The 25,530-nt window shown below is 75.2% G+C and carries 25 protein-coding genes and 1 pseudogene; 14 read left to right on the top strand and 12 right to left on the bottom strand.

Annotated features, from left to right (window positions below):
• The first annotated feature begins 56 nt into the window (after positions 1–56).
• Complete coding sequence (locus tag FHX32_RS04720) at positions 57–995, top strand: ribose-phosphate diphosphokinase (RefSeq protein ID WP_167179622.1); 939 nt, start codon at positions 57–59, stop codon at positions 993–995.
• A gap of 127 nt (positions 996–1,122) precedes the next feature.
• On the opposite strand, the gene FHX32_RS04715 is transcribed toward FHX32_RS04720, so the two are convergent.
• Complete coding sequence (locus tag FHX32_RS04715; protein WP_167179621.1) at positions 1,123–1,590, bottom strand: ATP-binding protein; 468 nt, start codon at positions 1,588–1,590, stop codon at positions 1,123–1,125.
• 121 nt (positions 1,591–1,711) lie between these two features.
• Here FHX32_RS04715 and macS point away from each other — a divergent pair, with 121 nt between their 5' ends.
• The gene (gene macS, locus FHX32_RS04710; RefSeq protein WP_486480911.1) at positions 1,712–2,839 is read left to right on the top strand and encodes a MacS family sensor histidine kinase; all 1,128 of its coding nucleotides are present in this window, start codon (positions 1,712–1,714) and stop codon (positions 2,837–2,839) included.
• An 82-nt stretch (positions 2,840–2,921) separates the two neighbouring features.
• Complete coding sequence (locus FHX32_RS04705; protein ID WP_167182236.1) at positions 2,922–3,584, top strand: response regulator transcription factor; 663 nt, start codon at positions 2,922–2,924, stop codon at positions 3,582–3,584.
• 1 nt (position 3,585) lies between these two features.
• On the opposite strand, the gene FHX32_RS04700 is transcribed toward FHX32_RS04705, so the two are convergent.
• The 3 genes from FHX32_RS04700 to FHX32_RS04690 form a co-directional block, all read right to left on the bottom strand.
• Positions 3,586–4,158, bottom strand: coding sequence for a DUF5709 domain-containing protein (locus tag FHX32_RS04700; protein ID WP_167179619.1), 573 nt, complete (start codon positions 4,156–4,158; stop codon positions 3,586–3,588).
• Between the two features lie 105 nt (positions 4,159–4,263).
• Entirely contained in the window at positions 4,264–4,989 is a 726-nt protein-coding gene (locus tag FHX32_RS04695) for an ATP-binding protein (RefSeq protein WP_486480910.1), read from the bottom strand.
• Positions 4,990–5,048: 59 nt separating this feature from the next.
• Positions 5,049–6,047, bottom strand: a complete 999-nt coding sequence (locus FHX32_RS04690) for an SDR family oxidoreductase (protein WP_167179617.1) — start codon at positions 6,045–6,047, stop codon at positions 5,049–5,051.
• A gap of 275 nt (positions 6,048–6,322) precedes the next feature.
• Between FHX32_RS04690 and FHX32_RS04685 the strand changes: the two genes are divergently transcribed.
• Positions 6,323–7,525 (top strand): glycosyltransferase, encoded by a 1,203-nt coding sequence (locus tag FHX32_RS04685; RefSeq protein ID WP_167179616.1) that lies wholly within the window; start codon positions 6,323–6,325, stop codon positions 7,523–7,525.
• Here FHX32_RS04685 and FHX32_RS04680 read toward each other — a convergent pair.
• From FHX32_RS04680 to aroA, 4 genes and pseudogenes are all read right to left on the bottom strand, one after another.
• Positions 7,480–8,426, bottom strand: a pseudogene (locus tag FHX32_RS04680) (hypothetical protein). The gene FHX32_RS04685 and the pseudogene FHX32_RS04680 overlap by 46 nt on opposite strands.
• A gap of 59 nt (positions 8,427–8,485) precedes the next feature.
• Positions 8,486–9,304: a histidinol-phosphatase gene (gene hisN, locus FHX32_RS04675; RefSeq protein ID WP_167179614.1), complete on the bottom strand. Its 819-nt coding sequence runs from the start codon at positions 9,302–9,304 to the stop codon at positions 8,486–8,488.
• Positions 9,305–9,328: 24 nt separating this feature from the next.
• Positions 9,329–10,315 carry a ribosome small subunit-dependent GTPase A gene (rsgA, locus tag FHX32_RS04670; RefSeq protein WP_486480909.1) on the bottom strand — a complete coding sequence of 329 codons (987 nt, stop codon included), beginning with the start codon at positions 10,313–10,315 and terminating at the stop codon, positions 9,329–9,331.
• Between the two features lie 121 nt (positions 10,316–10,436).
• Positions 10,437–11,738: a 3-phosphoshikimate 1-carboxyvinyltransferase gene (gene aroA, locus FHX32_RS04665; protein ID WP_167179613.1), complete on the bottom strand. Its 1,302-nt coding sequence runs from the start codon at positions 11,736–11,738 to the stop codon at positions 10,437–10,439.
• A 102-nt stretch (positions 11,739–11,840) separates the two neighbouring features.
• Between aroA and FHX32_RS04660 the strand changes: the two genes are divergently transcribed.
• The 5 genes from FHX32_RS04660 (at position 11,841) to rsrA (ending at position 15,288) form a co-directional block, all read left to right on the top strand.
• On the top strand, positions 11,841–12,551 hold the full coding sequence (locus FHX32_RS04660) for an SOS response-associated peptidase (protein WP_167179612.1): 711 nt from the start codon (positions 11,841–11,843) through the stop codon (positions 12,549–12,551).
• Positions 12,552–12,777: 226 nt separating this feature from the next.
• Entirely contained in the window at positions 12,778–13,170 is a 393-nt protein-coding gene (locus FHX32_RS04655; RefSeq protein WP_167179611.1) for a WhiB family transcriptional regulator, read from the top strand.
• Between the two features lie 157 nt (positions 13,171–13,327).
• Positions 13,328–13,942 carry an alpha/beta family hydrolase gene (locus FHX32_RS04650; protein WP_167179610.1) on the top strand — a complete coding sequence of 205 codons (615 nt, stop codon included), beginning with the start codon at positions 13,328–13,330 and terminating at the stop codon, positions 13,940–13,942.
• A 235-nt stretch (positions 13,943–14,177) separates the two neighbouring features.
• Entirely contained in the window at positions 14,178–14,999 is an 822-nt protein-coding gene (locus FHX32_RS04645) for a sigma-70 family RNA polymerase sigma factor (protein ID WP_167179609.1), read from the top strand.
• A 1-nt stretch (position 15,000) separates the two neighbouring features.
• Positions 15,001–15,288 carry a mycothiol system anti-sigma-R factor gene (gene rsrA, locus FHX32_RS04640; RefSeq protein WP_167179608.1) on the top strand — a complete coding sequence of 96 codons (288 nt, stop codon included), beginning with the start codon at positions 15,001–15,003 and terminating at the stop codon, positions 15,286–15,288.
• A 111-nt stretch (positions 15,289–15,399) separates the two neighbouring features.
• Here rsrA and FHX32_RS34865 read toward each other — a convergent pair whose 3' ends face one another.
• Positions 15,400–15,474 carry a 50S ribosomal protein bL37 gene (locus tag FHX32_RS34865; RefSeq protein ID WP_373292824.1) on the bottom strand — a complete coding sequence of 25 codons (75 nt, stop codon included), beginning with the start codon at positions 15,472–15,474 and terminating at the stop codon, positions 15,400–15,402.
• Positions 15,475–15,794: 320 nt separating this feature from the next.
• Between FHX32_RS34865 and FHX32_RS04635 the strand changes: the two genes are divergently transcribed.
• The gene (locus FHX32_RS04635; RefSeq protein WP_363709585.1) at positions 15,795–16,016 is read left to right on the top strand and encodes a biotin/lipoyl-binding carrier protein; all 222 of its coding nucleotides are present in this window, start codon (positions 15,795–15,797) and stop codon (positions 16,014–16,016) included.
• A complete protein-coding gene (locus tag FHX32_RS04630; protein ID WP_167179607.1) occupies positions 16,013–16,525 on the top strand; it encodes a GNAT family N-acetyltransferase in 513 nt (170 codons plus the stop codon). The genes FHX32_RS04635 and FHX32_RS04630 overlap by 4 nt, the downstream gene beginning before the upstream one ends.
• Before the next feature lie 102 nt (positions 16,526–16,627).
• On the opposite strand, the gene FHX32_RS04625 is transcribed toward FHX32_RS04630, so the two are convergent.
• Positions 16,628–17,215: a TetR/AcrR family transcriptional regulator gene (locus tag FHX32_RS04625; RefSeq protein WP_486480908.1), complete on the bottom strand. Its 588-nt coding sequence runs from the start codon at positions 17,213–17,215 to the stop codon at positions 16,628–16,630.
• Between the two features lie 105 nt (positions 17,216–17,320).
• Here FHX32_RS04625 and FHX32_RS04620 point away from each other — a divergent pair, with 105 nt between their 5' ends.
• Positions 17,321–18,910: an MDR family MFS transporter gene (locus tag FHX32_RS04620; RefSeq protein ID WP_167179605.1), complete on the top strand. Its 1,590-nt coding sequence runs from the start codon at positions 17,321–17,323 to the stop codon at positions 18,908–18,910.
• Between the two features lie 115 nt (positions 18,911–19,025).
• On the opposite strand, the gene FHX32_RS04615 is transcribed toward FHX32_RS04620, so the two are convergent.
• On the bottom strand, positions 19,026–20,864 hold the full coding sequence (locus tag FHX32_RS04615; RefSeq protein ID WP_167179604.1) for a tetratricopeptide repeat protein: 1,839 nt from the start codon (positions 20,862–20,864) through the stop codon (positions 19,026–19,028).
• Positions 20,865–21,052: 188 nt separating this feature from the next.
• Here FHX32_RS04615 and FHX32_RS04610 point away from each other — a divergent pair, with 188 nt between their 5' ends.
• Both FHX32_RS04610 and FHX32_RS04605 read left to right on the top strand, forming a co-directional pair.
• A complete protein-coding gene (locus FHX32_RS04610) occupies positions 21,053–22,084 on the top strand; it encodes an SIS domain-containing protein (RefSeq protein WP_167182230.1) in 1,032 nt (343 codons plus the stop codon).
• Positions 22,085–22,109: 25 nt separating this feature from the next.
• Entirely contained in the window at positions 22,110–23,678 is a 1,569-nt protein-coding gene (locus FHX32_RS04605; protein WP_167179603.1) for a PAS domain-containing sensor histidine kinase, read from the top strand.
• A gap of 120 nt (positions 23,679–23,798) precedes the next feature.
• Here the strand turns inward: FHX32_RS04605 and FHX32_RS04600 are convergent, their stop codons facing one another.
• Positions 23,799–25,316 (bottom strand): glycosyltransferase family 39 protein, encoded by a 1,518-nt coding sequence (locus tag FHX32_RS04600; protein WP_486481078.1) that lies wholly within the window; start codon positions 25,314–25,316, stop codon positions 23,799–23,801.
• Positions 25,317–25,530: the final 214 nt, after the last annotated feature.

Genomic DNA, 25,530 nt, shown 5'->3' with positions numbered 1-25,530 from the left:
GGCCGGTGGGCCCCGTCCGGCCCCGGTCCCGCCGGTGATCCGTACGATGTGCAGACGTGCGTGACATCGCCGTGTTCAGCGGAACCGCCCATCCCGAACTCGCCGCCGAGATCTGCGCCCACCTCGGGGTGCCCCTGCACCCGGTGCGGGTGTCCCGGTTCGCCAACGACTGCCTGGAAGTGCAGTTGCAGGCCAACTGCCGGGAGCGGGACGTCTTCCTGATCCAGCCGCTGGTGCCGCCGGTGCAGGAACACCTGGTGGAGCTGCTGCTCATGATCGACGCCGCCCGGGGCGCGTCGGCCGGCCGGATCACCGTGGTGCTCCCGCACTACGCGTACGCCCGGTCGGACAAGAAGGACGCGCCGCGGATCTCCATCGGCGGCCGGCTGGTGGCCGACCTGCTCACCTCGGCCGGCGCCGACCGGGTGCTGGCGATGACCCTGCACTCCCCGCAGGTGCACGGCTTCTTCAGCGTGCCGGTGGACCACCTGCACGCGCTGCGCGAACTGGCCGAGCACTTCAGCGGGTACGACCTGAGCAACACCGTGGTGGTCTCGCCGGACCTGGGCAACGCCAAGGAGGCGGCGGCGTTCGCCCGGCGGCTCGGCACGCCGGTGGCGGCCGGGGCGAAGCAGCGGTTCAGCGACGACCGGGTCAAGATCAGCGCGGTGATCGGCGATGTGGCGGACCGGGACGTGATCGTGCTGGACGACGAGATCGCCAAGGGCAGCACGGTGATCGAGCTGATGGAGCACCTGCGCGAGCTGAAGGTCCGCTCGATCCGGCTGGCCTGCACGCACGGCCTCTTCTCCAGCGGTGCGCTCGACCGGCTCAGCGAGCAGGAGGGGGTGCTGGAGATCGTCTGCACCAACACGGTGCCGATCCCGGCCGACAAGCGGGTGCCGAAGCTGAAGGTGCTGTCGGTGGCGCCGGCGCTGGCCGAGGCGATGCGCCGGATCCACAACGGCGAGTCGGTCAGCGCTCTCTTCGCCTGACCGGGCGCCTGGGGGGTTCCGGCACGCCGCCGGGCACCCGGTGACGCCGGCGGGCACGGTGACGCGGGCGGGCAGGGTGACGCCGTACCGCCACGCCGAGCGGCCGGGCGGCCGGCGTGACCGCCGGTCAGTCGCGGCGGTGCCGGCCGATGTGCTGGTGGGCGCCGACCGCCGCGCTGATCCGTACCCTCGTGCCGGCGGCGCCCGTCTCGACCTCCATGCTGTCGCTGAGCTCGCGGGCCAGCCAGAGCCCCCAGCCGCCGGCGGTGTCCGGCGCCGGCCGGCTCCGGTCGTCCAGCCGCCGGGCGCTGATCCCGGGACCGTGGTCCGAGACCTCGCAGAGCAGGTGACCGGCCTGCCGCCACAGCCGCAGCCAGCCGCGCCCGCCACCGTGCCGGACCGCGTTGGTGATCAATTCGTTGACCGCGAGCACGAAGTCGTCCAGCCGCTGCCCGCTCAGTCCGGCGGCACGCGCGCAGGAGGTGACCGAGTGGCGTAGCTCGGTCACCTGAGCCTGGTCGAAGGCTTCGGCGATCAGGAGGGAGGGTTCGATGGGCACAACCGTACGCGGTGCCGGGGGATCAGCGTTCGTCATGGCCCCGTCCCGCCAGCGGATCTCGGAGGTGTTCGCGGTATTTCCACCGTACGTCAGGGTTCCTCCGGCCGCACCGGCCGGGGTGGCGGGCCGCCGGCCGCACTGTGGCATCGTGGCCTCCGTGCCGTCCCCACCCGGTGGTTTCGAGGTCCCGCTCTGGCGGGCCGTCGCGGTGTTCCGGGTCGCCTCCCTGGCGTACGTCTGCGTGGTGGTGCTCCGCGACGCGGACCGCTACGCCCACCCGCTCGCGGCGGGCGCGGTGGTCCTGGTGATGGCGGCCTGGACCGGGGTGACCGCGGTCGGGTACGCCCGCCCGCGGTGGCGGGGTTGGCCGCTGCTCCTGGCCGACCTCGGGGTCGTCCTCGGAATCCTGCTGGTCACCCCGTGGGTGGTCGGGCGGGCGGCGCTCGCCGCCGGGGTGACCACCCTGGCCGTGGCCTGGCTGGGCGGGCCGGTGCTGGCCTGGGCGGTCTCCGGCGGGCGGCGCCGGGGCGCGGTCGCCGCCCTGACGCTCGGCGCCGCCGATCTGGCGACCCGGGGGATGGTCACCCCGTCGGCGCTCAACGGCACGATCCTGATGCTGCTCGCCGGCGTGGTGGTGGGGCACGTGGCCCGGCTCGCGGTGACCGCCGAGGAGCGGCTGCACCGGGCGGTCGAGCTGGAGGCCGCGACCCGGGAGCGGGAGCGGCTGGCCCGGGACATCCACGACTCGGTGCTCCAAGTGCTGGCGCTGGTGCAGCGGCGTGGCGCCCACCTGGACGGCGAGGCCGGCGAGCTGGCCCGGCTCGCCGGCGAGCAGGAGGCGGCGCTGCGGGCGCTGATCGGCGGGGCCGGCCCGGTCCCCGCAGCCACCGACGGCGGCCCGGTGGACCTGCGCGCCCTGCTCGGCCGGTACGCCTCGGCGACGGTGTCGCTCTCGGCGCCGGCCACCCCGGTGCCGCTGCCCGGGCCGGTGGCCCGCGAGCTGGCCGCCGCCACCGCCGCCGCGCTGGACAACGTCGAGCGGCACGCGGACGGCCGGGCCTGGGTGCTGGTCGAGGACGAGGGGGCGACGGTGACGGTGTCGGTCCGCGACGAGGGGCCCGGGTTCCCCGACGGCCGGCTGGCCGAGGCGGCGGCCCAGGGGCGGCTCGGGGTCGCCCGGTCGATCCGGGGTCGCCTCGCCGACCTCGGCGGGACCGTGCGGATCACCTCGGCGCCCGGCGCCGGCACCGAGGTGGAGTTGACAGTGCCCCGGACGCGTCGGTGAGCGGCCCGGGTCCGCGAGCACCGCGGTCGGGAACGGAAGGTGGCGCCGTGAGCGTGGACAGGGGGAAACCGTGGCGCGGGTAATGGTGGTGGACGACCACCCGATGTGGCGCGAGGGGGTGGCCCGCGACCTGACCGAGGCCGGCCACCAGGTGGTGGCCACCAGCGGCGAGGGGCGGCAGGCGGTCCGGGTCGCGGCGGCCACCCGACCGGAGGTGGTGGTGCTCGACCTGCAACTGCCGGACATCTCCGGTGTCGAGGTGATCCGGGGGCTGCGCGCGGCGCTGCCCGAGGTGCGGGTGCTGATGCTCTCGGCCAGCGGCGAGGCGCAGGGCGTGCTGGACGCGGTGAAGGCGGGCGCCACCGGTTACCTGGTGAAGTCCGCCGCCCCGGCCGAGTTCCTGGACGCCGTGCGGCGTACCGCCGCGGGCGAGCCGGTCTTCACCCCCGGCCTGGCCGGGCTGGTGCTCGGCGAGTACCGGCGACTGGCGGCCGAACCGGCCGGGACCGCACCGACGGGTACCGCCCCGGTGAGCCGGGACGGCGCGGCACCCCGGCTCACCGACCGGGAGACCGAGGTGCTGCGCCTGGTCGCCAAGGGGATGTCGTACAAGCAGATCGCCGAGCGGCTCGGGCTGTCCCACCGGACCGTGCAGAACCACGTGCAGAACACGCTGGGCAAGCTGCAACTGCACAACCGGGTCGAGCTGACCCGGTACGCGATCGAGCGCGGGCTGGACGACTGATTCAGACCGAGTGCGGCGGGCGCGTCTCGTGGATGGCCAGCTCCTCCGCGGTGGCGCCACCGCCGGCCGAGCCCGCGTCGTACGCTACCGAGTCGGTCTCCTGGTCGGTGTGCGCCCCCTCGTCCGGTTCGACCAGCCGCCCCACCTGAGCGTCGGCAACGCTGCCCAGCTGGCCGTGGTCGTAGATGGAGACCGGCGACTTCGGGTCCGAGGTCGGACCGGGGTCGATGACGTCCGCGTCGAGCTGCGCCTGGGCCGCCTGCTCCCGGCTGTCCGCCTCGGCGGCGATGTCCGGGTCGACCGGGCCGGCCAGCGGGTCGTCGACCGGGCGTTCGAAGGACTCCCGGGCCAGCTTGTAGTCGAGCGACTCGCCGTCGAGCTGTTCCTCGGCGGTGGTCCCGAACCGGTCCACCGCCACCGGGTCCCGGTCGCCGGGAATCTGCGCCGGCTCCGGACCGTCCGCCTCGCGCCCGGTCAGCACGTCGTCCTTGGCGGTCGAGTCGTCGTCGGCGGTGTCGGGCAGGCCCTCCGCCTCGGGGTCGGACACGGGGGTCGGGTACTCGTCGTCGCGCATGACCGGTCACTACCCACTCCCGGCACCCCCGTAACCGCCACCGCCGGCCGCGCAACCGGTCAAGGGGGCGGACCGGGGACGCCCGGCGACCGGAGGGACGTGCGGTCAGCCCCGGGCGGCGGCCTCGTCGTCGGGGTGCAGCACGCACCAGACGACCTTGCCGTCCGGTACCGGGCTGCTGCCCCAGCGCCGGGCCACCGTGTCGATGAGCAGCAGCCCCCGGCCGCCGGTCGAGGTCAGCGGGGCCAGCCCGGCGTACGCCGGCCGGTGCGCGGAATGATCCCGGACGGCCAGGTGCAGTTCGCTGTCGCGGGGCGCCAGCCGGACCGTCATCGGGGTGTGCGCGTGGGCGACCACGTTGTTGACCATCTCGGTGACCGCGATGCAGCCCGGCTCGGACAGCCCCGGCACCCCCCACCGCTGGCAGCCGTCGGTGACCAGTTGCCGGGCGTGCCGGGCGGCGCCGACCGTCGGCGGCAGGTCGGCGGTCAGCACGGCGGCCATCGGCGCGGCGGCCAGCGCGGCCATCGCCTCATCCAGGGTCGGCCAGGCGGGCACCCCGGCGACCGTGCCGGACGGGTCGGAGAGCAGCAGGTCGGCGGCGGGCCAGTTGAGCACCTCCCGGCGTACCTCGGCGAAGACCCGGGCGGCGGCCGGCTCGGCCACCCGCAACCCGGAGAGGTCCACCACGACCGGGCCGGGCCGGTCGCTGAGCCGGGCGAGCAGCGCGTCGCGCACCGGGCCGACCCCGGCCGGGTCCAGCACCCCGGTCACCCGGATCACGGCGGACGACCGGTCCGTCTCCACCGGGCAACGCACGTCGGTCGGCATGATCGCCCTATGCTGCCTGCCCGGCGCGGACCCCGCATCCGACCGGCCGGCCGGACCCATCAGCGGTCCGTCCGGGTTCGTCGGGCCATCGCGGCGACCGTGCCCACCGCCGTGCCGGCGGCCGCCAGGCCGAAGGCCGCCGTCATCCGCACCAGCTGCCGCCGCCGGCCGTGCCAGCCGCCGTCGCGGCGGCCCGCGGCGTCCGGATCGAAGACGTTTCCGGTGGTGTCCAGCCGGGGCGCCGGCCCGAACTGGGTGCGGTGGGCGTACCAGCCGAGGGTCCGCTCGGCCAGCGCCGGGGCGAGCCGCCACTGCAGGCCGATCAGCCGGGCGGCGCCGCCGGCGTACGCCTCCCGGCGCGGACGGCGCAGCATCCGGACGATCGTCTGGGCGACCACCTCCGGCGGATAGACCGGCGGCGGTGGCACCAGTTCCCGCCCGCTGTGGTTGGCCGCGTGCCGGAAGAACGGGGTGTCGATGGTCGCCGGCAGCACGGTGCAGATCGAGATGTTGCCCCGGCCGGTGACCCGCAGCTCCTGGCGGACCGTGTCGGCCAGCCCGCGGATGCCGTGTTTGGTGGCGTTGTACGCCGACTGGTACGGCATCGCCACCTCGGCCAGCACCGAGGCGTTGTTGACCAGCACCCCGCCGCCGGCCGCCGTCAGGTGGGGCAGCGCGGCCCGGGTGCCGTACACGGCGCCGAGCAGGTTCACCTCCAGCACCCGGCGGAACTCCTGCACCGGGATCTCGTCGAACAGGCCCACCGCGCTGACCGCCGCGTTGTTGACCCAGCCGTCGATCCGGCCGAACTCCTCCACCGCCCGGGCGGCCAACCGCTCCATCGCGGCCGGGTCGGTGACGTCGGTCGGCACGACCAGCGCCCGGCCACCCAGGTCACGGCAGTTGCGGGCCACCTCGCGCAGGGCGGCCTCGCTGCGGGCGGCCAGCACCACGGCGGTGCCCCGGCGGGCGAGGGCGTACGCGGTGGCGGTCCCGATCCCGCTGGAGGCTCCGGTGATCACCACGGTGGCGTCGGTGAGGCTGCGGGTGAGCGGCATTCCTGGCCGGTACCCCGGCTGGCCGGGGGTCATGCGACCGACACCGGTCGGATCCTCGACGTAGGTCAGGCCGCCGGCCGCCGCGCGGCCGGCGGTGCGCCTACCCGGCCGTGGGCCCTTCCCGGCCCAGTCGCCGAGGCCGGAACAACACTTGCCGCCGCGCAACTACCCGCCGGCCTCTTCCCGATCTGCCAGGTTTCGGCTCCCGGGCCCCGGGTTAATGGGACCCTCTGACCGGAGGACCACCGCTGGAGAAAATCGCATGGAGGTGACCCATGCGCGTCGGCCTCGTCTGCGCGCACGCCGGCCCGTCCAGCCACCCCGACGGCCCGGCCGTCGGCACCCACCAGCACATCGCGCGGGTCGCCGCGGAACTGGCCGCACGAGGTCACGACGTCCGGGTGTACGAACGCCGGGACGACCCCGGACTGCCGGAGAGCGTCGACGTGCACGGCTACCGGGTGGAGCGGGTTCCGGTCGGGCCGGCCGCCGTGCTGCCCACCGCCGAACTGGTCCCGTACGTGGCGGAGTTCGGCCGTTGGCTGGCCGATCGTTGGTCGGGCGAGTGGACCCCGGACGTGGTGCACGGGCACTACTGGATCGGCGGGCTGGCCGCCGCGCACGCGGTCCGCGAAACGGACATCCCGGTGGTGCAGACCTTCCACTCGCTCGGCGTGGAGCAACTGCGCCACCTCGGCCAGCAGTACGGCGGCCCCGGCGAGCGGATCCCGCTGGAGCGCGCGCTGACCCGGGCGGTGGACATCGCTGTCGCCCAGTGCAACGACGAGGTCGACGAGCTGACCCGGATGGGCCTGCAACGCACCTCGGTGGCGATGGTGCCGGCCGGGGTCGACATCGAGCAGTTTCACCCCGACGGGGAGGCCGCCCCGCGCGACCAGCGGGCCCGGATCCTCTCCGTCGGCGGCCTCTCGCCCGGCCACGGCCAGGACGACCTGATCCGCGCCATGCGGCTGGTCGGCGACGCCGAACTGGTGATCGCCGGCGGTCCGCCGGCCGAGCAGCTGGCCAACCACGCCGAGGCCCGCCGGCTGCGCGAGCTGGCCGAACAGAACGGGGTGGCCGAGCAGGTGAAGCTGGTCGGCGCGGTGCCGCACGACCAGATGGCCACCTGGTACCGCTCGGCCGACGTGGTGGCCTGCACCCCGCACTACTCCTCGGCGGGCCGGGTGTCGCTGGAGGCGATGGCCTGCGGCGTGCCGGTGGTCGGCTACGCCATGGGCGGCATCGCCGACGCGGTGGTCGACGAGGTCACCGGCCGGCTGGTCCCGCCCGGCGACGTGCGGACGCTGGGCGTGACGCTGCGTCGGCTGCTCGCCGACAACGCCGGGCGGTTCGCGTACGGGCACGCCGCGGTGGACCGGGTGCGGTGCAGCTACACCTGGGAGCGGACGGCCGGCGCCTTGGAGCGGCTCTACGAGCGGGTGGTGCGCCGCCGCAAGCCGGTCGAGGCGGCCTGACCACCCGTCCCGGCGCGGCGGTTCCGTCCGCCGGTGGCGCTGCGGTTCAGCCGGCGCGGGTGGCGCCGACCAGGGCCCGCTTCCGCTCCCCGGCGACCGCGTGGTGGTGCTGTGGCTCGGCGTACCGGGTCAGCCCGATCACCGCGGCCAGGGTGACCAGGAAACCGACCGCGGCCAGCCACTCCCGACCGGGCCAGATCTTGTCGTTGAGCAGCAGCAGGCCGATGATCGCCGCGGGCACCGCCCCGGCCGCGTCCATCGCCGCCACCGCCGCCGTGGTGGAGCCGCGCTGCATGGCCAGGCCGAGCAGCAACTGGCCGACCACGGAGTGCGCGATCAGCAGGTAGAGCAGCGGGTTGCCGAGGAACGCCTCGGCGGTCGGCGCGGACGCCAGCGGCCGGGCCGCGACCGCGGCGGCGGAGAACGCCAACCCGGCGAGCGAGCCGAGCGCCACCGAACCGGGCGCGCCGTGCAGCCGCACCGCGAAGAAACCGAGCACCGCGATCCCGAGGAGCGCCACCAGCAGGGCCACCGTGCCGGCCGTGCCGAGCTGCCGGGAGGGCGCCGGCCGAGCGGCGAGCACCAGCGCCGTGATCCCGCCGAACAGCAGCACCAGCAGCACCACCTCGGCCACCGGTAGTCGCCACTTCAGCAGCAGCACGCCGAGCAGCGCGGTCACCCCGAGCCCGGCCGCCACGCTGGCCTGGACCAGGAACAGCGGCAGGTCCCGCCGGGCCAGGAAGGCGAGCACGAACCCGACCACCTGGCAGAGCAGCCCGACCAGGTAGGTGCGGTGGCCGGCCAGCCGCAGCAGCAGGCCGGGATCGAAGGTGTGGTGCACGGTGGTGCGGGCGGCGGCGACCGACTGGAGCAGGTTGGCGATGCCGTAGGCGACGATCATCGACGCGAGGAAGCACCAGCCGGAGGTGGACACCTGGCGAGGATAGAGGCTGGCCGGGGTCAGCGCGCGGTGGGCCGACCGAGCCGGGCGAGGATGTCGGCGTGCAGCGCGCCGTTGCTGGCCACCGCGCTCTGGTCGGCGTCCGTGCCGGCCGGCGGGGACGGCGTGCCGTGCAGGTCGGTGATGGTGCCGCCGGCCTCGGTGACGATCGGCACCAGCGCGGCGACGTCCCACAGCGACAGCTCGGGCTCCACCATCACATCCACCGCGCCCTCGGCGAGCAGCATGTACCCGTAGAAGTCGCCGTACGCCCGGCTGCGCCAGCTGTCCCGCATGATCCCGAGCATCCCGTCCAGCCGCCCGTTGGCCGTCCAGCCGTCGAGCGACGAGTAGCAGAAGCTGGCGTCCGCGAGCGCGCGTACCCCGGAGACCCGGATCGGGGCGCCGCCGGCGGTGCCCGGTCCGGCGTACGCGCCCAGGCCCCGCGCCGCCCACCAGCGCCGGCCCAGCGCCGGGGCGGAGACCAGCCCGACCACCGGGCGGCCTCCCTCCAGCAGGGCGATCAGGGTGGCCCAGATCGGCACCCCGCGGATGTAGTTCTTGGTGCCGTCGATCGGATCGATCACCCACTGCCGGTCGTCCGGTCCGGTGGCCGGCGACGCGCCGTACTCCTCACCGAGCAGCCCGTCGGCCGGGCGGTGCTCGGCGAGCAGCGCCCGGATCGCCCGCTCCACGGCGGTGTCCGCGTCGGAGACCGGCGTCAGGTCGGGCTTCGCCTCGACCCGCAGGTCGAGCGCGCGGAACCGGGCCGTCGACACCGCGTCGGCGGCGTCCGCGAGCAGATGGGCGAGGGCGAGATCGTCGGCGTACCCGGTCATGTGCGCAACCTAGCCGATCCGGCCTCAGCCGCCGGGGGGCGGCTCGCCGCGCGGGTCGGGCTCGCCGCGCGGGTCGCCCTCACCGGCCCGCGAGGCCAGCAGCCGGCGGTATGACGCCAGCCGGCGCGGGTCGGCCTTGCCGGCCGCCACCCAGGCGTCCAGCCCGCAGTCCGGCGCCTCGGCGGTGTGCGGACAGTTGGCCGGGCAGTCGACCGTCCCCTCCACCAGGTCGGGAAAGCCGTGCAGCAGGCTGTCGGCGGAGACGTGCGCCAGCCCGAAGCTGCGCACCCCGGGGGTGTCGATGATCCAGCCCGGGTCGCCGTCCTCGTCGCCGCCCGGCGCGGGCGGCAGCCGCAGCGCCACCGCGCTGGTCGAGGTGTGCCGCCCCCGGCCGATCGCGCTGACCTCGCCGACCGCCCGGGCGGCCTCCGGCACCAGCCGGTTGACCAGCGTCGACTTGCCCACCCCGGAGTGCCCCACCATGACCGAGACCCGCCCGGCGAGCAGGCTGCGCAGGGCGTCCAGCTCGGCGTCCGGCTGGATCAGCACGTACGGCAGCTCCAGCTCGGCGTAGTAGCCGAGCACCGCGTCCGGGCCGGCCAGGTCGGCCTTGGTCAGGCAGAGCAGCGGCTCGATGTCGGCGTCGTACGCGGCCACCAGGCAACGGTCGATGAACCCGGTGCGCGGCGGCGGATCGGCCAGCGCGCTGACGATCACCAACTGGTCGGCGTTGGCCACCACCACCCGCTCCAACCGCCCCTCGGCGGTGGTCGCGTCGTCCTCGGCGGTGCGCCGCAGCACCGAGCGCCGCTCGGCGATCCGGACGATCCGGGCCAGCGCGCCGGCCGCCCCGGAGGTGTCGCCGACCAGGCCGACCCGGTCACCGACCACCACCGACTTGCGCCCCAGCTCGCGGGCCCGCATCGCGGTGACCGTCGGCGCGTCCGGCCCGGCGTCGGGCGGCACGCAGGTGTAGCGGCCCCGGTCCACCGCGATGACGAGGCCGTCCACCGCGTCGGCGTGCTGGGGCCGGGTGCGGGTACGCGGGCGCGAGGACTTCCCGGGCCGGACCCGTACGTCGTCCTCGTCGTACTCCCGCCGCCTGGTCGCCAGGACCCGTCCCCTCTACCCGTCAGCTCTTGCCGGTCACCATTGCTGACCATAGTGCCGGGAACTCGGGCATGGTCTTCGAGGTACACGCCACGTCGTCGAGTTCGATGCCGGGCACGGCGAGCCCGGCCACCGCGGCGGCGTGCGCCATCCGGTGGTCGGCGTAGGTGCGGAACACCCCGCCGCGCAGCGGGCGGGGGCGGATCTCCAGCCCGTCGTGGGACTCGGTGAGGTCGGCGCCGAGCGCGGTGAACTCCCGCGCCAGCGCGGCGATCCGGTCGGTCTCGTGGCCCCGGATGTGCGCCACCCCGGTGAACCGGGACGGCGAGTCGGCCAGCATGGCCAGCGCGGCCAGCGCCGGGGTCAGCTCGCTGACGTCGGAGAGGTCGGCGTCCAGGCCGTGCACGACGCCGGTGCCCCGCACGGTCAGCCCGGCGGTGGAGAGGGTCACCTCGCCCCCCATCAGCTGGAGCAGCTCGCGCAGCCGTTCCACCGGCTGGGCGCTGCTGTGCGGCCAGCCCTGCAACGTCACCTCACCGCCGGTGACCAGGGCGGCGGCGAAGAACGGCACCGCGCCGGAGAGGTCGGGCTCGATCGTCCAGCCGCGCCCGGTGAGCGGGCCCGGCTCGACCGTCCAGACGTCGGGGGTGGTGTCGTCCACCGCCGCGCCGGCGGCGCGCAGCATCTGCACGGTCATCCGCAGGTGCGGCGCGGAGGGCACCGGCGGGCCGACGTGCCGGACCACCACGCCCCGGTCGAAGCGCGGGGCGGCCAGCAGCAGCCCGGAAACCAGCTGGCTGGAGGCGGAGGCGTCGATGACCACCTCACCGCCGGCGACCCGCCCGGCGCCGAGCACGGTCAGCGGCAGGCTGCCGGTGGGCGGGGTGTCGATCCGTACGCCGAGCGAGCGCAGCGCGCCGATCAGCGGCCCGAGCGGGCGGATCCGGGCCTGCGGGTCGCCGTCGAAGGTGATCCGCCCGTCGGCCAGCCCGGCCACCGGCGGGACGAAGCGCATCACCGTGCCGGCCAGGCCGACGTCGACGTGGGCCGGGCCGACCAGCCGGTGCGGCCGGACCAGCCAGCGGTCGTCGTCGCTGATCGACATGTGCGCGCCCATCGCCCGCAGCCCGGCGGCCATCAGCTCGGTGTCCCGGGCGCGCAGCGGCCCGGCCAGCGTCGACGGCCCGCTGGCCAGCGCGCTGAGCACCAGGGCACGGGCGGTCATCGACTTGGAGCCGGGCAGGCGCACGCTGGCCGCGACCGGATCGGAGGCGGTCGGAGCGGTCCACGGCTGCGGCGGCCGGGTCGCGGTCAGGTTCCCCACGGTTACATTCTGCCGTGTCGGCCGGCCGGTGGTGCCGGCCGATCCGTGAGCTCCCGGTTGGCGGGACAGCCGAGCGGCGGCCGGCGGGATAGCGTGTGCGACATGTGCGGGAGGTACGCGACGACCCGGAGCGCGGGCGACCTGAGCGCCTTGTTCGAGTCGTACGACGACACCGACGGCCGGCTCGCTCCCGACCACAACGTGGCGCCGACCGATCCGGTGCCGCTGGTCCGGGTCACCGCCGAGGGGCACCGCGCGCTGTCCGTCGGCCGGTGGGGTCTGGTGCCGGCGTGGTCCCGGTCGCCGGCCGGCGCGGCCCGCATGATCAACGCGCGGTCCGAGACCGTCGCCACCAGCCGGGCGTACGCGGGTGCGTTCGCCCGCCGCCGCTGTCTCGTCCCGGCTGACGGCTGGTACGAGTGGGTCCGCTCGGCGGGCGGCGGCAAGCAGGCCTACTACATGACCCCGTTGGACGGCTCGGTGCTCGCCTTCGCCGGCATCTGGTCGGTCTGGGAGGGCCCGGCCGGGCCGCTGCTGACCTGCAGCGTGCTGACCACCGCCGCGCTCGGTGAGCTGGCCGAGGTGCACGACCGGATGCCGCTGCTGCTGCCGCGCGAGCGGTGGGCGGGGTGGTTGGCCCCGGGCGGCGAGCCGGACGCGCTGCTCAGTCCGCCGCCGCCGGACTGGCTCGGTGGGTTGGAGATCCGCCCGGTGGGCCCGGCGGTCGGCGACGTCCGCAACGACGGCCCGGAGCTGACCGCCCGGGTGCCGCTGACGCGGTCCGCCGAGCCGGAGGAATTGACGCTGTTCTGACGGCGTCGGAGGCCAGGTCGGCCCCCCGGCGGGGCGCGCGCATTGTCGCCGACTGATTTGCCAGTGTTGCGGGTGAATCGTCGCCCGAATATTCCGCCAACTTTACGGCAGAGTCTTGTCCCGGCCCCGCGAAGTGCGATACAACACAGCGCCGGTGGTGGCTGTCGATCCGCACGGGGTGGACGACGGCCATCGATCTTGCCGGTCCCACGGGGGAGGTGGGTGGATGACACGGGCACGTATGCCCCGCCCGCACGAGGTGGCCGCCGCACGACGAGATCCGCGACTGCTGCGCGCGTTGCGGGAGCGGCGGCAGGACGAGGCATGGCGGACCAGAGGAACCTGCCAGAGCGTCGACCCGGAAACGTTCTTCCCGGCGCCGAACGAGCCGGCGGACGCCGCGATTGCGCTCTGCCGCAGTTGTGACGTGCAGGGCTCCTGCCTGGCCTGGGCGCTGGAGGTGGGCGACTGTCACGGGGTGTGGGGCGGCACCACCCCGCGCGAGCGGCGGGCGATGCTGGTCGCCTGGCGTTCCGAGGTGCAGCCCGATCCGGACGCCGCCGACGAGGCCGGGCCGCCGGTGCGGGACCGCCTGCTCGCGCTGGTGCCGCTGAGCTGACCGCCGACTGAGTCGACCGCGACCGGCCCGTGGATCACGGGCCGGTCGTTCGTCGTACCGGTGCGCGGGTCGCGGGACGTCGGGTCCGGCCTGGTCGGGCGGCGGGCCCGCCGGGACTCGGCGGCCGGATGGGCGGCGCGGGGCGCAGAATGAGCCGGTGCCGACCAGCGACGACATCGCCACGCCACGGGGTCCTGCCCGGCTGGACACCGACCTGCCCACCGGGCCACCCGCCGCCGTGCTGGTGCTCGGGCACGGCGCCGGTGGCGGGGTCGACGCGCCGGACCTGCTGGCGGTCCGTGACGCGGCGGTCGGCGCCGGGCTGGTGGTGTGCCGGGTGACCCAGCCCTACCGGGTGGCCGGCCGCCGCGCGCCGGCCCCGGCCGGGCACCTCGACGAGGCGTGGACGGCGGTGCTGGCCGTGCTGCGGCACCGGCACCCCGGCGTACCGCTGCTGGTGGGTGGCCGGTCCAGCGGCGCGCGGGTGGCCTGCCGCACCGCGCGGGCGGCGGACGCGGCCGGCGTGCTGGCGCTGGCGTTCCCGCTGCACCCGCCCGGGCGGCCGGAGCGGTCCCGGGCGGCGGAGTTGGCGACCGGCCTGCCGACGCTGGTGGTCAACGGCGACCGCGACCCGTTCGGGGTGCCCGAGCCGGGGCCGGCGGTGCGCGTGGTGACCCGGCCGGGGGAGCGGCACGACCTGCGCGGCGATCCCGCCGGCACGGCCGCCGTGGTGCTCGGCTGGCTGCGCGAGCGGGGCTGGGCGGCGACCTGACCGGACCGGTCCGGCGCGCCGGACGGGCCGTTTCCGTCGGCGGAGCCGGTTCGTTGCACCGGTTGGTGCCGTTCGCCCGGTTCGGGCGGCGGCACCGGTCCTCCCAGGCCCTTCCTGGTCCCAGCGCCGGTCCCGACCGGGGCCGGGACCAGGAACGGGGGCCGGAGCCGGAATGATCGGGCCGGCGGTTCGCGTTGCACCCCACGGACGACATTTCTGGCGAGGGGGGTGACCGGTGCCGACCGAGACACGGGCCCGGGAACGGGACGAGCGGGAAGCACGGCGGCTGCGTGAACTGCTGGGCGGTCCGGAGTGGCCCGCGGCGGTGCCGCCGGCCGGTCCGGTGGTGAGCACCGGCACACCCGACGGAAGTGGATCTGCCACCCCTTCGGGACGCGTATCCTCGGCGGGAAAGCATCCGACGCGAGGGGATGTGCGGTTGACCACCGAGAAGACGGACGAGCGCAGGGCCCGCTTCGAGCGGGACGCGATGCCCTTCGTCGATCAGCTCTACGCTGCCGGGCTGCGGATGACCCGCAACCCGGCGGATGCCGAGGATCTGGTCCAGGAGACCTACCTGAAGGCGTACGCCGCCTTCCACCAGTTCGAGCAGGGCACCAACCTGAAGGCCTGGCTCTACCGGATCCTGACCAACACCTACATCAACTCCTACCGCAAGCGGCAGCGCCAGCCGATCCAGGCGCCGACCGAGGAGATCACCGACTGGCAGCTCGCCGAGGCCGAGTCGCACACCTCCAGCGGGCTGCGCTCGGCCGAGACCGAGGCGCTGGACCGGCTGCCGGACAGCGACGTCAAGGAGGCCCTCCAGCAGTTGCCGGAGGAGTTCCGCCTGGCGGTCTACCTCACCGACGTCGAGGGCTTCTCCTACAAGGAGGTCGCCGACATCATGGGCACGCCGATCGGCACGGTTATGTCACGCCTGCACCGCGGTCGTCGTAATCTGCGCAAGCTGCTCGAGCAGTACGCGGCGGAGCGGGGCTTCAGCGCGGCCTCGTCGTCGAAGGGCTCGACCGCTGCCGCCGGCCGGGAGGTGTGACGTGAGCTGTGGGAAGCCGCACGAGACGGACTGCCGCGAGGTGCTCGAGGAGGTCTACCTCTACCTCGACCTCGAGTGCGCCGAGGAGCGGCGCACGCTGATCCGCTACCACCTCGACGAGTGTGGCCCCTGCCTGCGCGAGTACGGCATCGAGCAGGAGGTCAGGGCGCTGGTGGCCCGGTGCTGCGGCAACGAGACCGCACCCGAGCAGTTGCGCGAGCGGCTCCGGCTCCGGATCTCCGAGCTGGTGGTCTTCGAGAGCAGCGAGTCGCGGGAACTGACCGACTGAGCGCTCACGCGACGGGAAACCGGTGGCCCGGGTCGAGACCGACCCGGGCCACCGGTGTCTCCGGCATCGGGGCCGGTGCGTCCGCCGCACCGCCCCGTCCGGCACGCGGCCTCAGGAGTTGGGGCGCTTGCCGTGGTTGGCGTTGCTCTTCTTGCGGGCCTTCTTCTTCCGGGCCTTCTTCGCCATTGGTGACCTCCTCGTGATGGTCGGATCCGCCTGCGCACGACCTCGGCGCCGGTGCACGCACCGGTCCGCCCGGCGCCAGGTCCGACCTGCTGATGCTAGTGCGGCGGGCACCCGCCGCCGTCGCCCGGGGCGGCAGCGGTACGCCCTGTCGCCCGTCGCCGGCGGCCGGCGGCCGGCGGCCGGCGGGCCGCGGCGCGGCAGGTCGCGCAGGGCCGCCAGGGACCCGGAGTGGGCCGGGGTGGGGGCGGGCCGCTCCCCGCCCGTCGGTGCCCCGGCTCATGATTGGATACGTCGGCAGGTAACCCGCGAGAGGGAGGGCCGTGGAGATGGCCGAGGAGATCCGCGCCGAGATGGTGGCGAACGTCTGGAAGGTCGTCGCGTCGGCCGGGGACACCGTGTCCGAGGGGGACACCCTGGTGATCCTGGAGTCGATGAAGATGGAGATCCCGGTCGTGGCCGAGTCCGACGGCGTGGTGCGGCAGCTCGCCGTGAACGAGGGTGACGTGGTGCAGGACGGCGACCTGATCGCGGTGATCGATTGAGCGGCCTGCTGGTCCGCCGGGCCGGCCCGGCGGACTTTCCGGCGGTGGCCCGGCTGACGGTGGCCGCGTACGAGGCGGACGGGCAGCTCAAGGGCGAGCACGGCTACGCCGCGACGCTGGCCGATGTGGCGACCCGGGCGGAGCACGGCGAGGTGCTGGTCGCCGTCGACGAGATCACCGGCGAGACGCTCGGCTCGGTGACCTTCGTGCTGCCCGGCACCCGGTACGCCGAGCTGTCCGCCCCGGGCGAGGCGGAGTTCCGGATGCTCGCCGTGGACCCGGCCGCCCAGGGGCGCGGCGTCGGGCTCGCCCTGGTCGACGCCTGCGTGGCGCGGGCGACCGAGCTGGGCTGCTCGGCCGTGGTGATCTGCGTACGCAGCGGCTTCGCCACCGCGGCCCACCGCCTCTACCAGCGGCGCGGCTTCGTCCGAACGCCCCAGCTGGACTGGTCGCCGGTGGCCGGGGTGGAACTGCTCGGCCTGCGCCTCGACCTCACCACGGCCGGCTGACCGGGGCTTCCCGACCGTTCCGCACCCGTTCCGCACCGGGGCCCGGCGCGCTGTGCTCGGCCTGCGAGCCCGTTCCGCCGCCCGCGGCCGCGGTGCGGCCCGTCACCGGGCGGGTTCGGCCGGCTGACCGATGGGGGCGAGCAGCTCGTCGGCCACCTCCAGGGCGATCCGCCGCCGCTCCTCGTCGCTGATCTGCGGGTTCCGTACGGCGAACCAGCTGCTGTGCACGGCGAACAGCGACAGCGCCGCGCGCAGCTGTGCCGACGGCGAGTCGTCGCCCCGGAACAGCGCCTCGGCCAGCTTCAGCATCCGGCCGCGCATCTGCTGCCCGGCGGAGAGGCTCTTGAGCACTGTCTGGTTCTGCTCGAAGAACCGCATCACCGAGGGCCGCTCGCTGTTGAACATCGCGTCGGCGTAGCGGGCGATCAGGGCGCGGCGGGTCTCCAGGGTGGCGGGCTGGGCCTCGGCCCAGGCGATGAGCTCGTCGATCAGCTCCAGCCGCTCCTCGACGAAGCTGGTGACGATCTCGTCCTTGCTCTTGAAGTGGTAGTAGAGCGCCGCCTTGGTCACGTCGAGCCGCTCGGCGATCTCCCGTAGCGAGGTCTTCTCGTACCCCTGCTCGGTGAAGAGCTCCAGCGCGACGGCCTTGATCCGCTCCCGCGTGCCGCCTGTGCTCTCCCTCACCAACACACCCCAATCCGCTTGACCGGTTGCCGTACCCAACTTACCGTCCGGCTAGTAAGGTAGCTAGCCGGTCGGCAAGTAAGTGCGTCACTTCTCGGGGGGAGCTTACCCATGACTCAGGCCACCCAGGCCGTGGCACGACCCAACGTACGGGTCGTGCTCTCCGGCCTGATGATCGCCATGATGCTGGCGATGCTCGACAACATGATCGTCAGCACCGCGCTGCCGCGGATCGTGGGCGAGTTCGGCGGGCTGGACCACTTCACCTGGGTGGTCACCGCGTACGTGCTGGGCACCACCGTCTCCACCCCGATCTGGGGGAAGCTCGGTGACCTCTACGGCCGCAAGTCGGTCTTCCTCACCTCCGTGGTGATCTTCCTGGTCGGTTCGGCGCTCTGCGGCATGGCCGGCTCCGACCTGTTCGGCGGTCCGGGCGACGGCATGGTCGAGCTGATCGCCTTCCGGGCCGTCCAGGGCCTCGGCGCCGGCGGCCTGATGGTCGGCGTGATGGCGATCATCGGTGACCTGGTGCCGCCCCGGGAGCGGGGCCGTTACCAGGGCATGATCGCCGGCATCATGGCGATCGCGATGGTGGCCGGCCCGCTGGTCGGCGGCTTCATCACCGACCACCTCTCCTGGCGCTGGGCGTTCTACGTCAACCTGCCGCTGGGCGGCGTCGCGCTGCTGGTCCTCGCCACCACCATGCACCTGCCGAAGTACCGTACCGAGCACCGGATCGACTGGCTCGGCGCCGGGCTGCTGTCGGTCGGCATCACCGCGATCGTGCTCATCACCACCTGGGGCGGTACCTCCTACGACTGGGTCTCGCCGCAGATCCTCAGCCTGGCCGCGCTCGCCGTGCTGGCGCTGGCGGTCTTCGGCGTGGTCGAGCGGCGGGCCGTCGAGCCGATCCTGCCGCTGGGCCTCTTCGCCAATCGCAACTTCGCGCTGATCTCGGTGATCGGCTTCCTGCTCGGCTTCGCGATGTTCGGCGCGATGAACTTCCTGCCGCTGTACCAACAGACCGTGCAGGGCGCGTCGGCGACCAACTCCGGGCTGCTGCTGCTCCCGCTGATGTTCGGCATGCTGGTGGTCTCGTTGCTGGTCGGCCGGGCGATCACCCGGACCGGGCGCTACCGCAGCTACCCGATCATCGGCGGCGCGGTGATGGTCGCGGGCATGGCCCTGCTGACCCTGCTCGACGTGCACACCGGCAAGCTGGAGTCGTCGCTCTACATGGTCGTGCTCGGCGTCGGCATGGGCTTCCTCATGCAGACCTCGATGCTCATCGCGCAGAACAGCGTGGAGCAGAAGGACCTGGGCGCGGCGAGTGGCGCGGCCACCTTCTTCCGCTCGATCGGCGGCTCGTTCGGCATCTCGCTGTTCGGCGCGATCTTCGCCAACCGACTGGCCGACTCGCCGGCCGGCGGCGCGTTCACCGGCGGTGGCGAGGCCGGCGCCGGGATGGACCTGGCGAAGCTCAAGGAGCTGCCGGCGCAGGCACGCGAACTGGTGCTCGGTGGCCTCGCCGACGCCATCTCGCACGTCTTCTGGTGGGCGGTGCTGTTCGCCGTAGCGGTGCCGGTGCTGGCCTGGTTCATCAAGGAGGTCCCGCTGCGCACCGCCAACGAACCCCCGGCACCCCAGGGGGCCGGCGACGACCACCCCGAACCCACCCCCGCCAAAACCCCAGTCTCCTAACCCCCCCCACCCCCCGCCCCCGGTGATCAAGGGATTCGCGTCAAGAATCGCGCCGTGATTGACGTAAACCCCTTGATCACCGGGGGAGGACGGGCGGGAGGGGACGGGGTGGGGGTCAGGGGTGCCGGAGGGGGGTGGTCAGGCGGCGCCAGAGGCGGCGCAGGGGGTGGAGCGGGTTGCGGGGGCGGGGGAGGGCGCGGGTGGCGAGGAGGGTGATGGCGAGGGCGGCGGTGTCCGGGGCCAGGGCCGGAGTGGCCAGGGCCAGGTGGGCCAGGGAGGTGGCGATCGGCACCGGGCGCATCCGGGCCACCGCCGCCACGTCGGCCAGCCGTTCGGCCACCACCGCGGCCACGTCCGGGCGTACCCGGGGGTCCACCCAGGCGGCGGTGACCAGGGCGAACAGCGCCGCCTCGGTGATCCAGTCCTCGACACCCCAGACCAGGTCGAGCAGTATCCGGCGCCGGGTGGAATCCGGCCACGGCTCGTCGGTGCGGTGGTGCAGCAGGCCCAGGCAGGCCCACACCTGCACGCAGCGCACCCAGAGCGACGGGTCCTGCCCGCCCAGCACCCGGCCCAGCGCGCCGGCCGGCGGCTCGGGCGGGTGCACCAGCAGGCCGAGCAGGTCGGCCAGGTCCACGGTGGCCAGGCCGACCGCCGCGTCGTACGCCGCGGGCGGGTGCGGCCAGGCCGGGTGGGCGAGCTGGCGGAGCCGGTCCGCCGCCTCCGCCGAGGGCGCCGGCACCGCGGGCGCGGCGGTCGTGCCGTCGTAACGCCAGACCTGCCGGGTGTCGGCCCGGCGCGGCTCGCGCGGGTCCGGCCCGGCCACCTCGGCCACCTCGACCCGCAGCCCCGGCGCGGCGGTCGCGGCGGTACGCATGGCGCTCGGCGGCGCCGGCGCGTCCAGCCGTACGGCGGCGCCGAGGCCGCCGTGGTCGCCGGCGAGGGCCAGCCGCAGCGCGTCGACCACCGCCCCGCCGGCCGGGGTGACCTGTCCCAGCCAGGGCCGGCTCCGGCAGCACTCGGCCAGGTCGGCGTGCTCGTGCGAGTCGTCCGGGTGCTCCCGGACGAAATCGGCGAGCGCGACCAGGTGCGCCACGTCGCCGTCGCGCTGGAACCGCAGCCGGTGCGCGGTGTGCACCGCGCAGTCGAAGGTGGGGTCCCGGGCCAGCGCCCGGTCGATCCAGTCCAGCGCCTCGTCGAGCCGGCCGTTGTCGGCCAGCGTGCCGGCGATGTCGGCGTACACGGCGAGGTCGTCGGGGTCGTGCTCGACCGCGCGGCCGAGCGCCGCCAGCGCCTCCCGGGTGCGTCCGGCGCTGCGGTACGCGTACCCGAGCCACACCTCGCCGATCTTCGACGGCTGCGCGCGCACCCCACGGGCGGCCCAGCGGATCGCCAGCGCGACCTCGTCGAGGCGTCGGGCCAGCGCGGACGCCGCGCCCAGCAGCAGGGCGTGCTCGGGGTACACGGTGACCGCGTTGCGGGCCAGCGCCAGGTACGGCGCCAGCGCCGGCCGCCCGGCCCACGGCACCGGGTCGGGGGCGACGGCGCAGACCTGCATCAGGATCCGGGCGATCCGCTCCGGGTCCAGCCGCTCGGCCAGCTCGGGCGCGGTCACCCAGGGCACGCCGGCCCAGTCCGTGCCCGGCACGTGCCCGGAGGCGGCGACGAGCAGGTCCAGCCCCTCGGCCGGCTGCCCGGCGGCGGCGAGCAGGTGGGCGCGGGCGACCACCGCGCCGACGAAGACGCGGTGACCGAGCGGGAAGAGTTCGACGCCGCCGTCCCCGCTGGCGGCGGCCAGCCGGGCCAGCAGCTCGTGCACCTCGGGCAGGGTCGGGGCCTTGGCGAGCGCGCCGGCGAGGTGGCCGGCGGCGTGCGGCAGGTCGCCGGCCTCCAGCGCCAGCCGGGCCAGGGCCAGCTCCTCCACCGCGGGCAGCGGGCGGTCGTCCTCGGACACGGCGTCCTTTCGGTCGTTTCTCCTCGGGGAGGTCGGGCAAGCCTAGGTGATGTTGGACCGGGGTGGTGATCATCTGCGCACTACTGCTCGTTAGATTGCTCAGGCCAGATTAAACGTGCAAGACTGAGCAGGAAACGCGCGGCAATCGCGCAGTGGGAGGAGTTTCCGTGACGGGTGCAGGGGCCGGGATGGCCGCCGACATCGACGAGCAGCCGGCCGGCTACGACCGGTTGCTCTCCGCCGAACACGCCGGGGCGATCGCCCGGGTGGCGGCCGTGATCGCCGAGCGCCGGCCCCGGCACGTGGTGTTCACCGCCCGGGGCACCTCCGACCACGCCGCGCTCTACGGCGCCTACCTGACCGAGATCCGGCTCGGCCTGCCGGCCGGGCTCGCCTCGCCCAGCGCGGTCACCGTCTACGGCGCCCGACCCGACCTCTCCGACGCGCTGGTGGTCGGGGTCAGCCAGAGCGGCGGCTCGCCCGACCTCACCGAGGTGCTCCGCGCGGCCCGCGCCTCCGGCGCGCTCACCCTCGCGGTCACCAACGCGCCGGGCTCCCCGCTGGCCGGCGCCGCCGAGCTCAGCGTCGACATCGCCGCCGGGCACGAGCGGGCGGTGGCCGCCACCAAGACGTACACCGCCGAGCTGCTCGCCCTGCTGATGCTGGTCGAGGGGATCCGCGCGGGCGACGGGGTGCCGCCCGCCGCCGAGCGGGAGGCGCTCGCCGCCCTGCCCGAGCTGGCCGCCCGTACCCTGGCCGACCCCACCCCGGCCCAACTCGCCCCGCGCTACCGGTTCGCCGGCCAACTGGTCACCACCGGCCGGGGGTACGCCTACCCGACCGCCCGGGAGGCGGCGCTGAAGCTGATGGAGACGTCGTACCTGCCGGCGCTCGCCTTCTCCGGCGCCGACCTGCTGCACGGTCCGCTGGCGATGACCGACCCGGACGTGCCGGTGCTGGCCGTGGTCGGCACCGGGCCCGGCGGGCGTTCGATGGGGGAGGTGCTGCCCCGGCTGGGCGAGCGCCGCGCCGACGTGGTGGTGGTCGGCTCGGCCGAGGTGGCCGGCGCGACCCGGATTGCCGTGCCCGAGGTCGACGAGCGGTACGCCCCACTGCTGGACATCCTGCCGCTGCAACGGCTGGCGCTCGCGCTGGCGTTGGCCCGGGGCGAGGACCCGGACGCGCCCCGGGGGCTCAAGAAGGTCACCGCGACGATGTGAGTACCGACGTGGCACGCTGGTCAGCGTGTCCACGCTGCGCGACCTCGCCGAGGAGCACACCCGCCTCCGCCCGGCCGACATCGACCACCTGCACCGGATCGCCGGCGACTGGCAGTTGCTGTCCGACCTGTCCTTCGCCGACCTGCTGCTCTGGGTGCCGGTGGACGGCGACGGGACGTATCTCTGCGTGGCTCAGGTCCGCCCGACGACCGCGCCCACCGCGTACCTCGACGACCAGGTGGGGCGGATCGTCGGCGGGCCGGAGGTGGCGCACCTGGAGGTGGCCTACCGGCAGGGCCGGATCTGGCGGGAGGGCGACCCGGTCTGGTACGGCGACGTGCCGGCCCGGCACGAGGCGATCCCGGTCCGGCTGCGTACCGCCGACGGCGAGGCCGGCGAGGTGGTGGCCGTGGTCGGCCGGGACACCAACCTCTCCACCGCGCGTACCCCCAGCCAGCTGGAGCTGAACTACCTCACCACCGCGGACGACCTGGCCCAGATGATCGCCGACGGCACCTTCCCGCCGCCCCGGCATCCGGGCGAGACCACGTCCGCGCCGCGGGTCGGCGACGGGCTGGTCCGGCTGGACGCCAACGGCAAGGTCACCTATGCCAGCCCGAACGCGCAGTCGGCGTACCGGCGCCTGGGCTACGCCTCGCACCTGGTGGGGGAGGACCTGGCGGCGCTGCACCGCCGGCTGGCCGGCGACCCGCTGGAGGGCACCGACGCGGCGAACGGCATCCTGGCCGCGCTGCGCGGCGAGGCGCCGCCGCGCCGGGAGATCGACGCCCGGGGCGCTACCATGCTCACCCGGGCGCTGCCGCTGATGCCCGCCGGGGTGCCGATCGGCGCCCTGGTGCTGGTGCGCGACATCACCGAGGTACGCCGCCGGGACCGCGCCCTGATGACCAAGGACGCCACCATCCGGGAGATCCACCACCGGGTGAAGAACAACCTCCAGACGGTCGCCGCGCTGCTGCGGTTGCAGGCCCGGCGGGTGGCGATGCCCGAGGCCCGGGTCGCCCTGGAGGAGTCGGTACGCCGGGTCGCCTCGATCGCCCTGGTGCACGAGACGCTCTCCATGTCCAGCGACGAGGCGGTCGAGTTCGACGGCATCGTGGACCGGGTGGCCAGCGCGGCGACCGAGGTGGCGGCGGCCGAGTCGACGGTGGGCATGCGGCGCCGGGGCAGCTTCGGCGTGCTGCCCGCGGAGATCGCCACCTCGCTGGTGATGGTCCTCAACGAGTTGCTGCTCAACGCCGTGGAGCACGGTTTCCCACCGGCCGAGGCGGCCGAGACCGGCGAGGCGGCGGCCGGCGGGGCGGAGCCACCGGGCCCGGTGGCCACGCCGGAGGTGGTGGTCTCGGCGCACCGGTTCCGCAAGCAGCTGCACGTCTCGGTGACCGACAACGGGCGCGGGCTGCCGCCCGGGTTCGACGCCGAGCAGAGCGGACGGCTGGGGCTGCAGATCGTCCGCGCGCTGGTCACCGGCGAGCTGCGCGGCTCCATCGAGCTGCGTGACGGCGCGGAGGGCGGCACCGAGGCGGTGCTGGTCGTCCCGCTGGCCCGCAGCGCCCCCCGTTCCCCGAGCTGAGCCGGCCGCTGTCGCCCGGCCCTGCGCCGGGCGTTGTCCCGGGCCGAGCCGGCGGCTGTCCCCGGGCTGAGCCCTGGTGCCGGCCCGGGCGGTGCCGCTTGCCGGGGCCACCGCGGCCGGTCAGCGGGTGAGCAGGGCCACGGTCAGGCCGGGGCGCGGCCAGACCTGCTCGACGGTGAAGCCGTCGCGCAGCGCCGCGCCCTTCGCGCCGGGCACGGCTGCCACCGGGTCGGCCCGGCGGCCGGCGACGACCAGCCAGACCCGCTGGGCGCCGGCCAGGCACTGTGCCGGCCGGTCGCACTCGGCGGCCCACAGGTCGCCCCGGCGGGCCTGGTCCGCGGTCACCAGCGCGTCGTCCGGACGCCGGTCCCGCAGGTGGTACGCGAGGCCGAGGTCGAGGAAGAGCCAGCTCTCCCGGGGTGAGTAGACGACCACGTCGCCGGGGCGCTGGTTCGCCGCGACCACCCCGGTGGCGCCCCGGTAGTCGACCGGGGCACTGCGCGGCCACTCGTGGGTCCGCCGCAGCGCCGCCTGGTCCGGCAGGCCGAGCAGCCCGGCGAGCGCCACCACGGCCAGCGCCGCGGGCAACCGCACCGGGGCCAGCGCCGCCCCGGCCAGCAGGGCGGCGAACGGCACCACGAAGACCAGGTACCGGGGCACCCACAGCGGCACCGCGACACCGGCGGCGAAGACCAGCAGCACCGGCAGCAGCACCGCGCAGCCGGGCAGCAGGGCGCGCCGGCCCAGCCGGGCGGCGCCGAGCGCGGCGAGACCGACCAGCAGGCCCCCCACGACGCCGCTCTGCGCCACCCCGCCGGCCAGCGCCGGCAGGTCCTCCGGTCGGGCGGTGTCCACCCAGTCCAACTGCCGGGAGCGCTGCCGGGCGGCGACCAGCACCAGCGGGACCAGCAGCAGCGCGGCCGGCAGCAGGGCGAGCAGCCAGCACAGTGGACGGCGCCACGGCCCGACCGCGCCGGGGCCCCCGCCGGCGGGATCGCCCGTCGCGCCGGGATCGGCGGTGGTGGCGGGACCGCGCGTGCTGGTGGGATCACGCATGGCGCCGGGATGGCCCGGGGCGTCCGCCGCCGGCACACCGGCCCGTTCCGGCGTACGGCGGGCGGCGAGCACCGCCACCGCGTGCGCGGCGAGCAGGGTGAGGGCGATCAGGTGGGTGAGCCCCAGCGCGGCGGCCGCGGCCGCGTACCCGGCCCAGCGCGCCCACCCGGGCCGGCGCAGCGCCTCGACCAGCAGCAACGTGGCCAGCACCGCGAGGAACGTGGCCAGCGCGTACGGGCGGGCCTCCTGGCCGTACCGGGAGGTGCCGGGGAGCACCGCGAGGAGCAGCCCGCCGAGCAGCCCGGCGCGGGCGTCGCCGAGGCGCTGACCGAGGAGCGCGGTGAGCCCGGCCGCCGCCGCCATGGCCAGTGCGGCGGGCAGCCGCAGCGCGGTCACCGAGTCGCCGAGGACCGCCACCCAGCCGTGCATGAGCAGGTAGTACGGCCCGGTGGCGGCGTCGATGGTGCCGGTCAGCCGGACCAGGTCGCTCACCGACCGGGTGGCCGCGCTCCAGGTGGCCAGCTCGTCCCGCCACAGCTGGGCGCTGTCGATGCCGGTGAGGGTCACCAGCAGCGTCAGCAGCGCCGGCCACGGCCAGACCGGTAGGGGCCGACCGGTCCGCTCCGGCCCGCCGGCGGCCCGCTCCGCGTCGGCCCCGCGGGGTCGCGACCCTCTGGACAATCCGCCCACGCGCCGAGCCTTCCACACCGCCGTCCGCCCGCGCGGGCACGCGGGTGATCGCCCAACCTCAGGGCGCCGGCGGGTGGACGGCACGTCGTCGGCCCGGTCGCCCGTG

This window comes from Micromonospora sp. CNZ280 (assembly GCF_011759515.1).
The sequence above is the reverse complement of the archived record's forward strand: the minus strand, read 5'-3'. Positions and strand labels throughout refer to the sequence as shown.

Excerpts from the sequence above, each read along its gene's own strand:
- FHX32_RS04715 (WP_167179621.1), bottom strand. The coding sequence starts at position 1,590 with ATGACGAACGCTGATCCCCCGGCACCGCGTACGGTTGTGCCCATCGAA.
- FHX32_RS04705 (WP_167182236.1), top strand. The coding sequence starts at position 2,922 with ATGGTGGTGGACGACCACCCGATGTGGCGCGAGGGGGTGGCCCGCGAC.
- FHX32_RS04700 (WP_167179619.1), bottom strand. The coding sequence starts at position 4,158 with ATGCGCGACGACGAGTACCCGACCCCCGTGTCCGACCCCGAGGCGGAG.
- FHX32_RS04695 (WP_486480910.1), bottom strand. The coding sequence starts at position 4,989 with ATGCCGACCGACGTGCGTTGCCCGGTGGAGACGGACCGGTCGTCCGCC.
- FHX32_RS04690 (WP_167179617.1), bottom strand. The coding sequence starts at position 6,047 with ATGCCGCTCACCCGCAGCCTCACCGACGCCACCGTGGTGATCACCGGA.
- FHX32_RS04685 (WP_167179616.1), top strand. The coding sequence starts at position 6,323 with ATGCGCGTCGGCCTCGTCTGCGCGCACGCCGGCCCGTCCAGCCACCCC.
- hisN (WP_167179614.1), bottom strand. The coding sequence starts at position 9,304 with ATGACCGGGTACGCCGACGATCTCGCCCTCGCCCATCTGCTCGCGGAC.
- FHX32_RS04660 (WP_167179612.1), top strand. The coding sequence starts at position 11,841 with ATGTGCGGGAGGTACGCGACGACCCGGAGCGCGGGCGACCTGAGCGCC.
- FHX32_RS04655 (WP_167179611.1), top strand. The coding sequence starts at position 12,778 with ATGACACGGGCACGTATGCCCCGCCCGCACGAGGTGGCCGCCGCACGA.
- FHX32_RS04620 (WP_167179605.1), top strand. The coding sequence starts at position 17,321 with ATGACTCAGGCCACCCAGGCCGTGGCACGACCCAACGTACGGGTCGTG.
- FHX32_RS04610 (WP_167182230.1), top strand. The coding sequence starts at position 21,053 with ATGGCCGCCGACATCGACGAGCAGCCGGCCGGCTACGACCGGTTGCTC.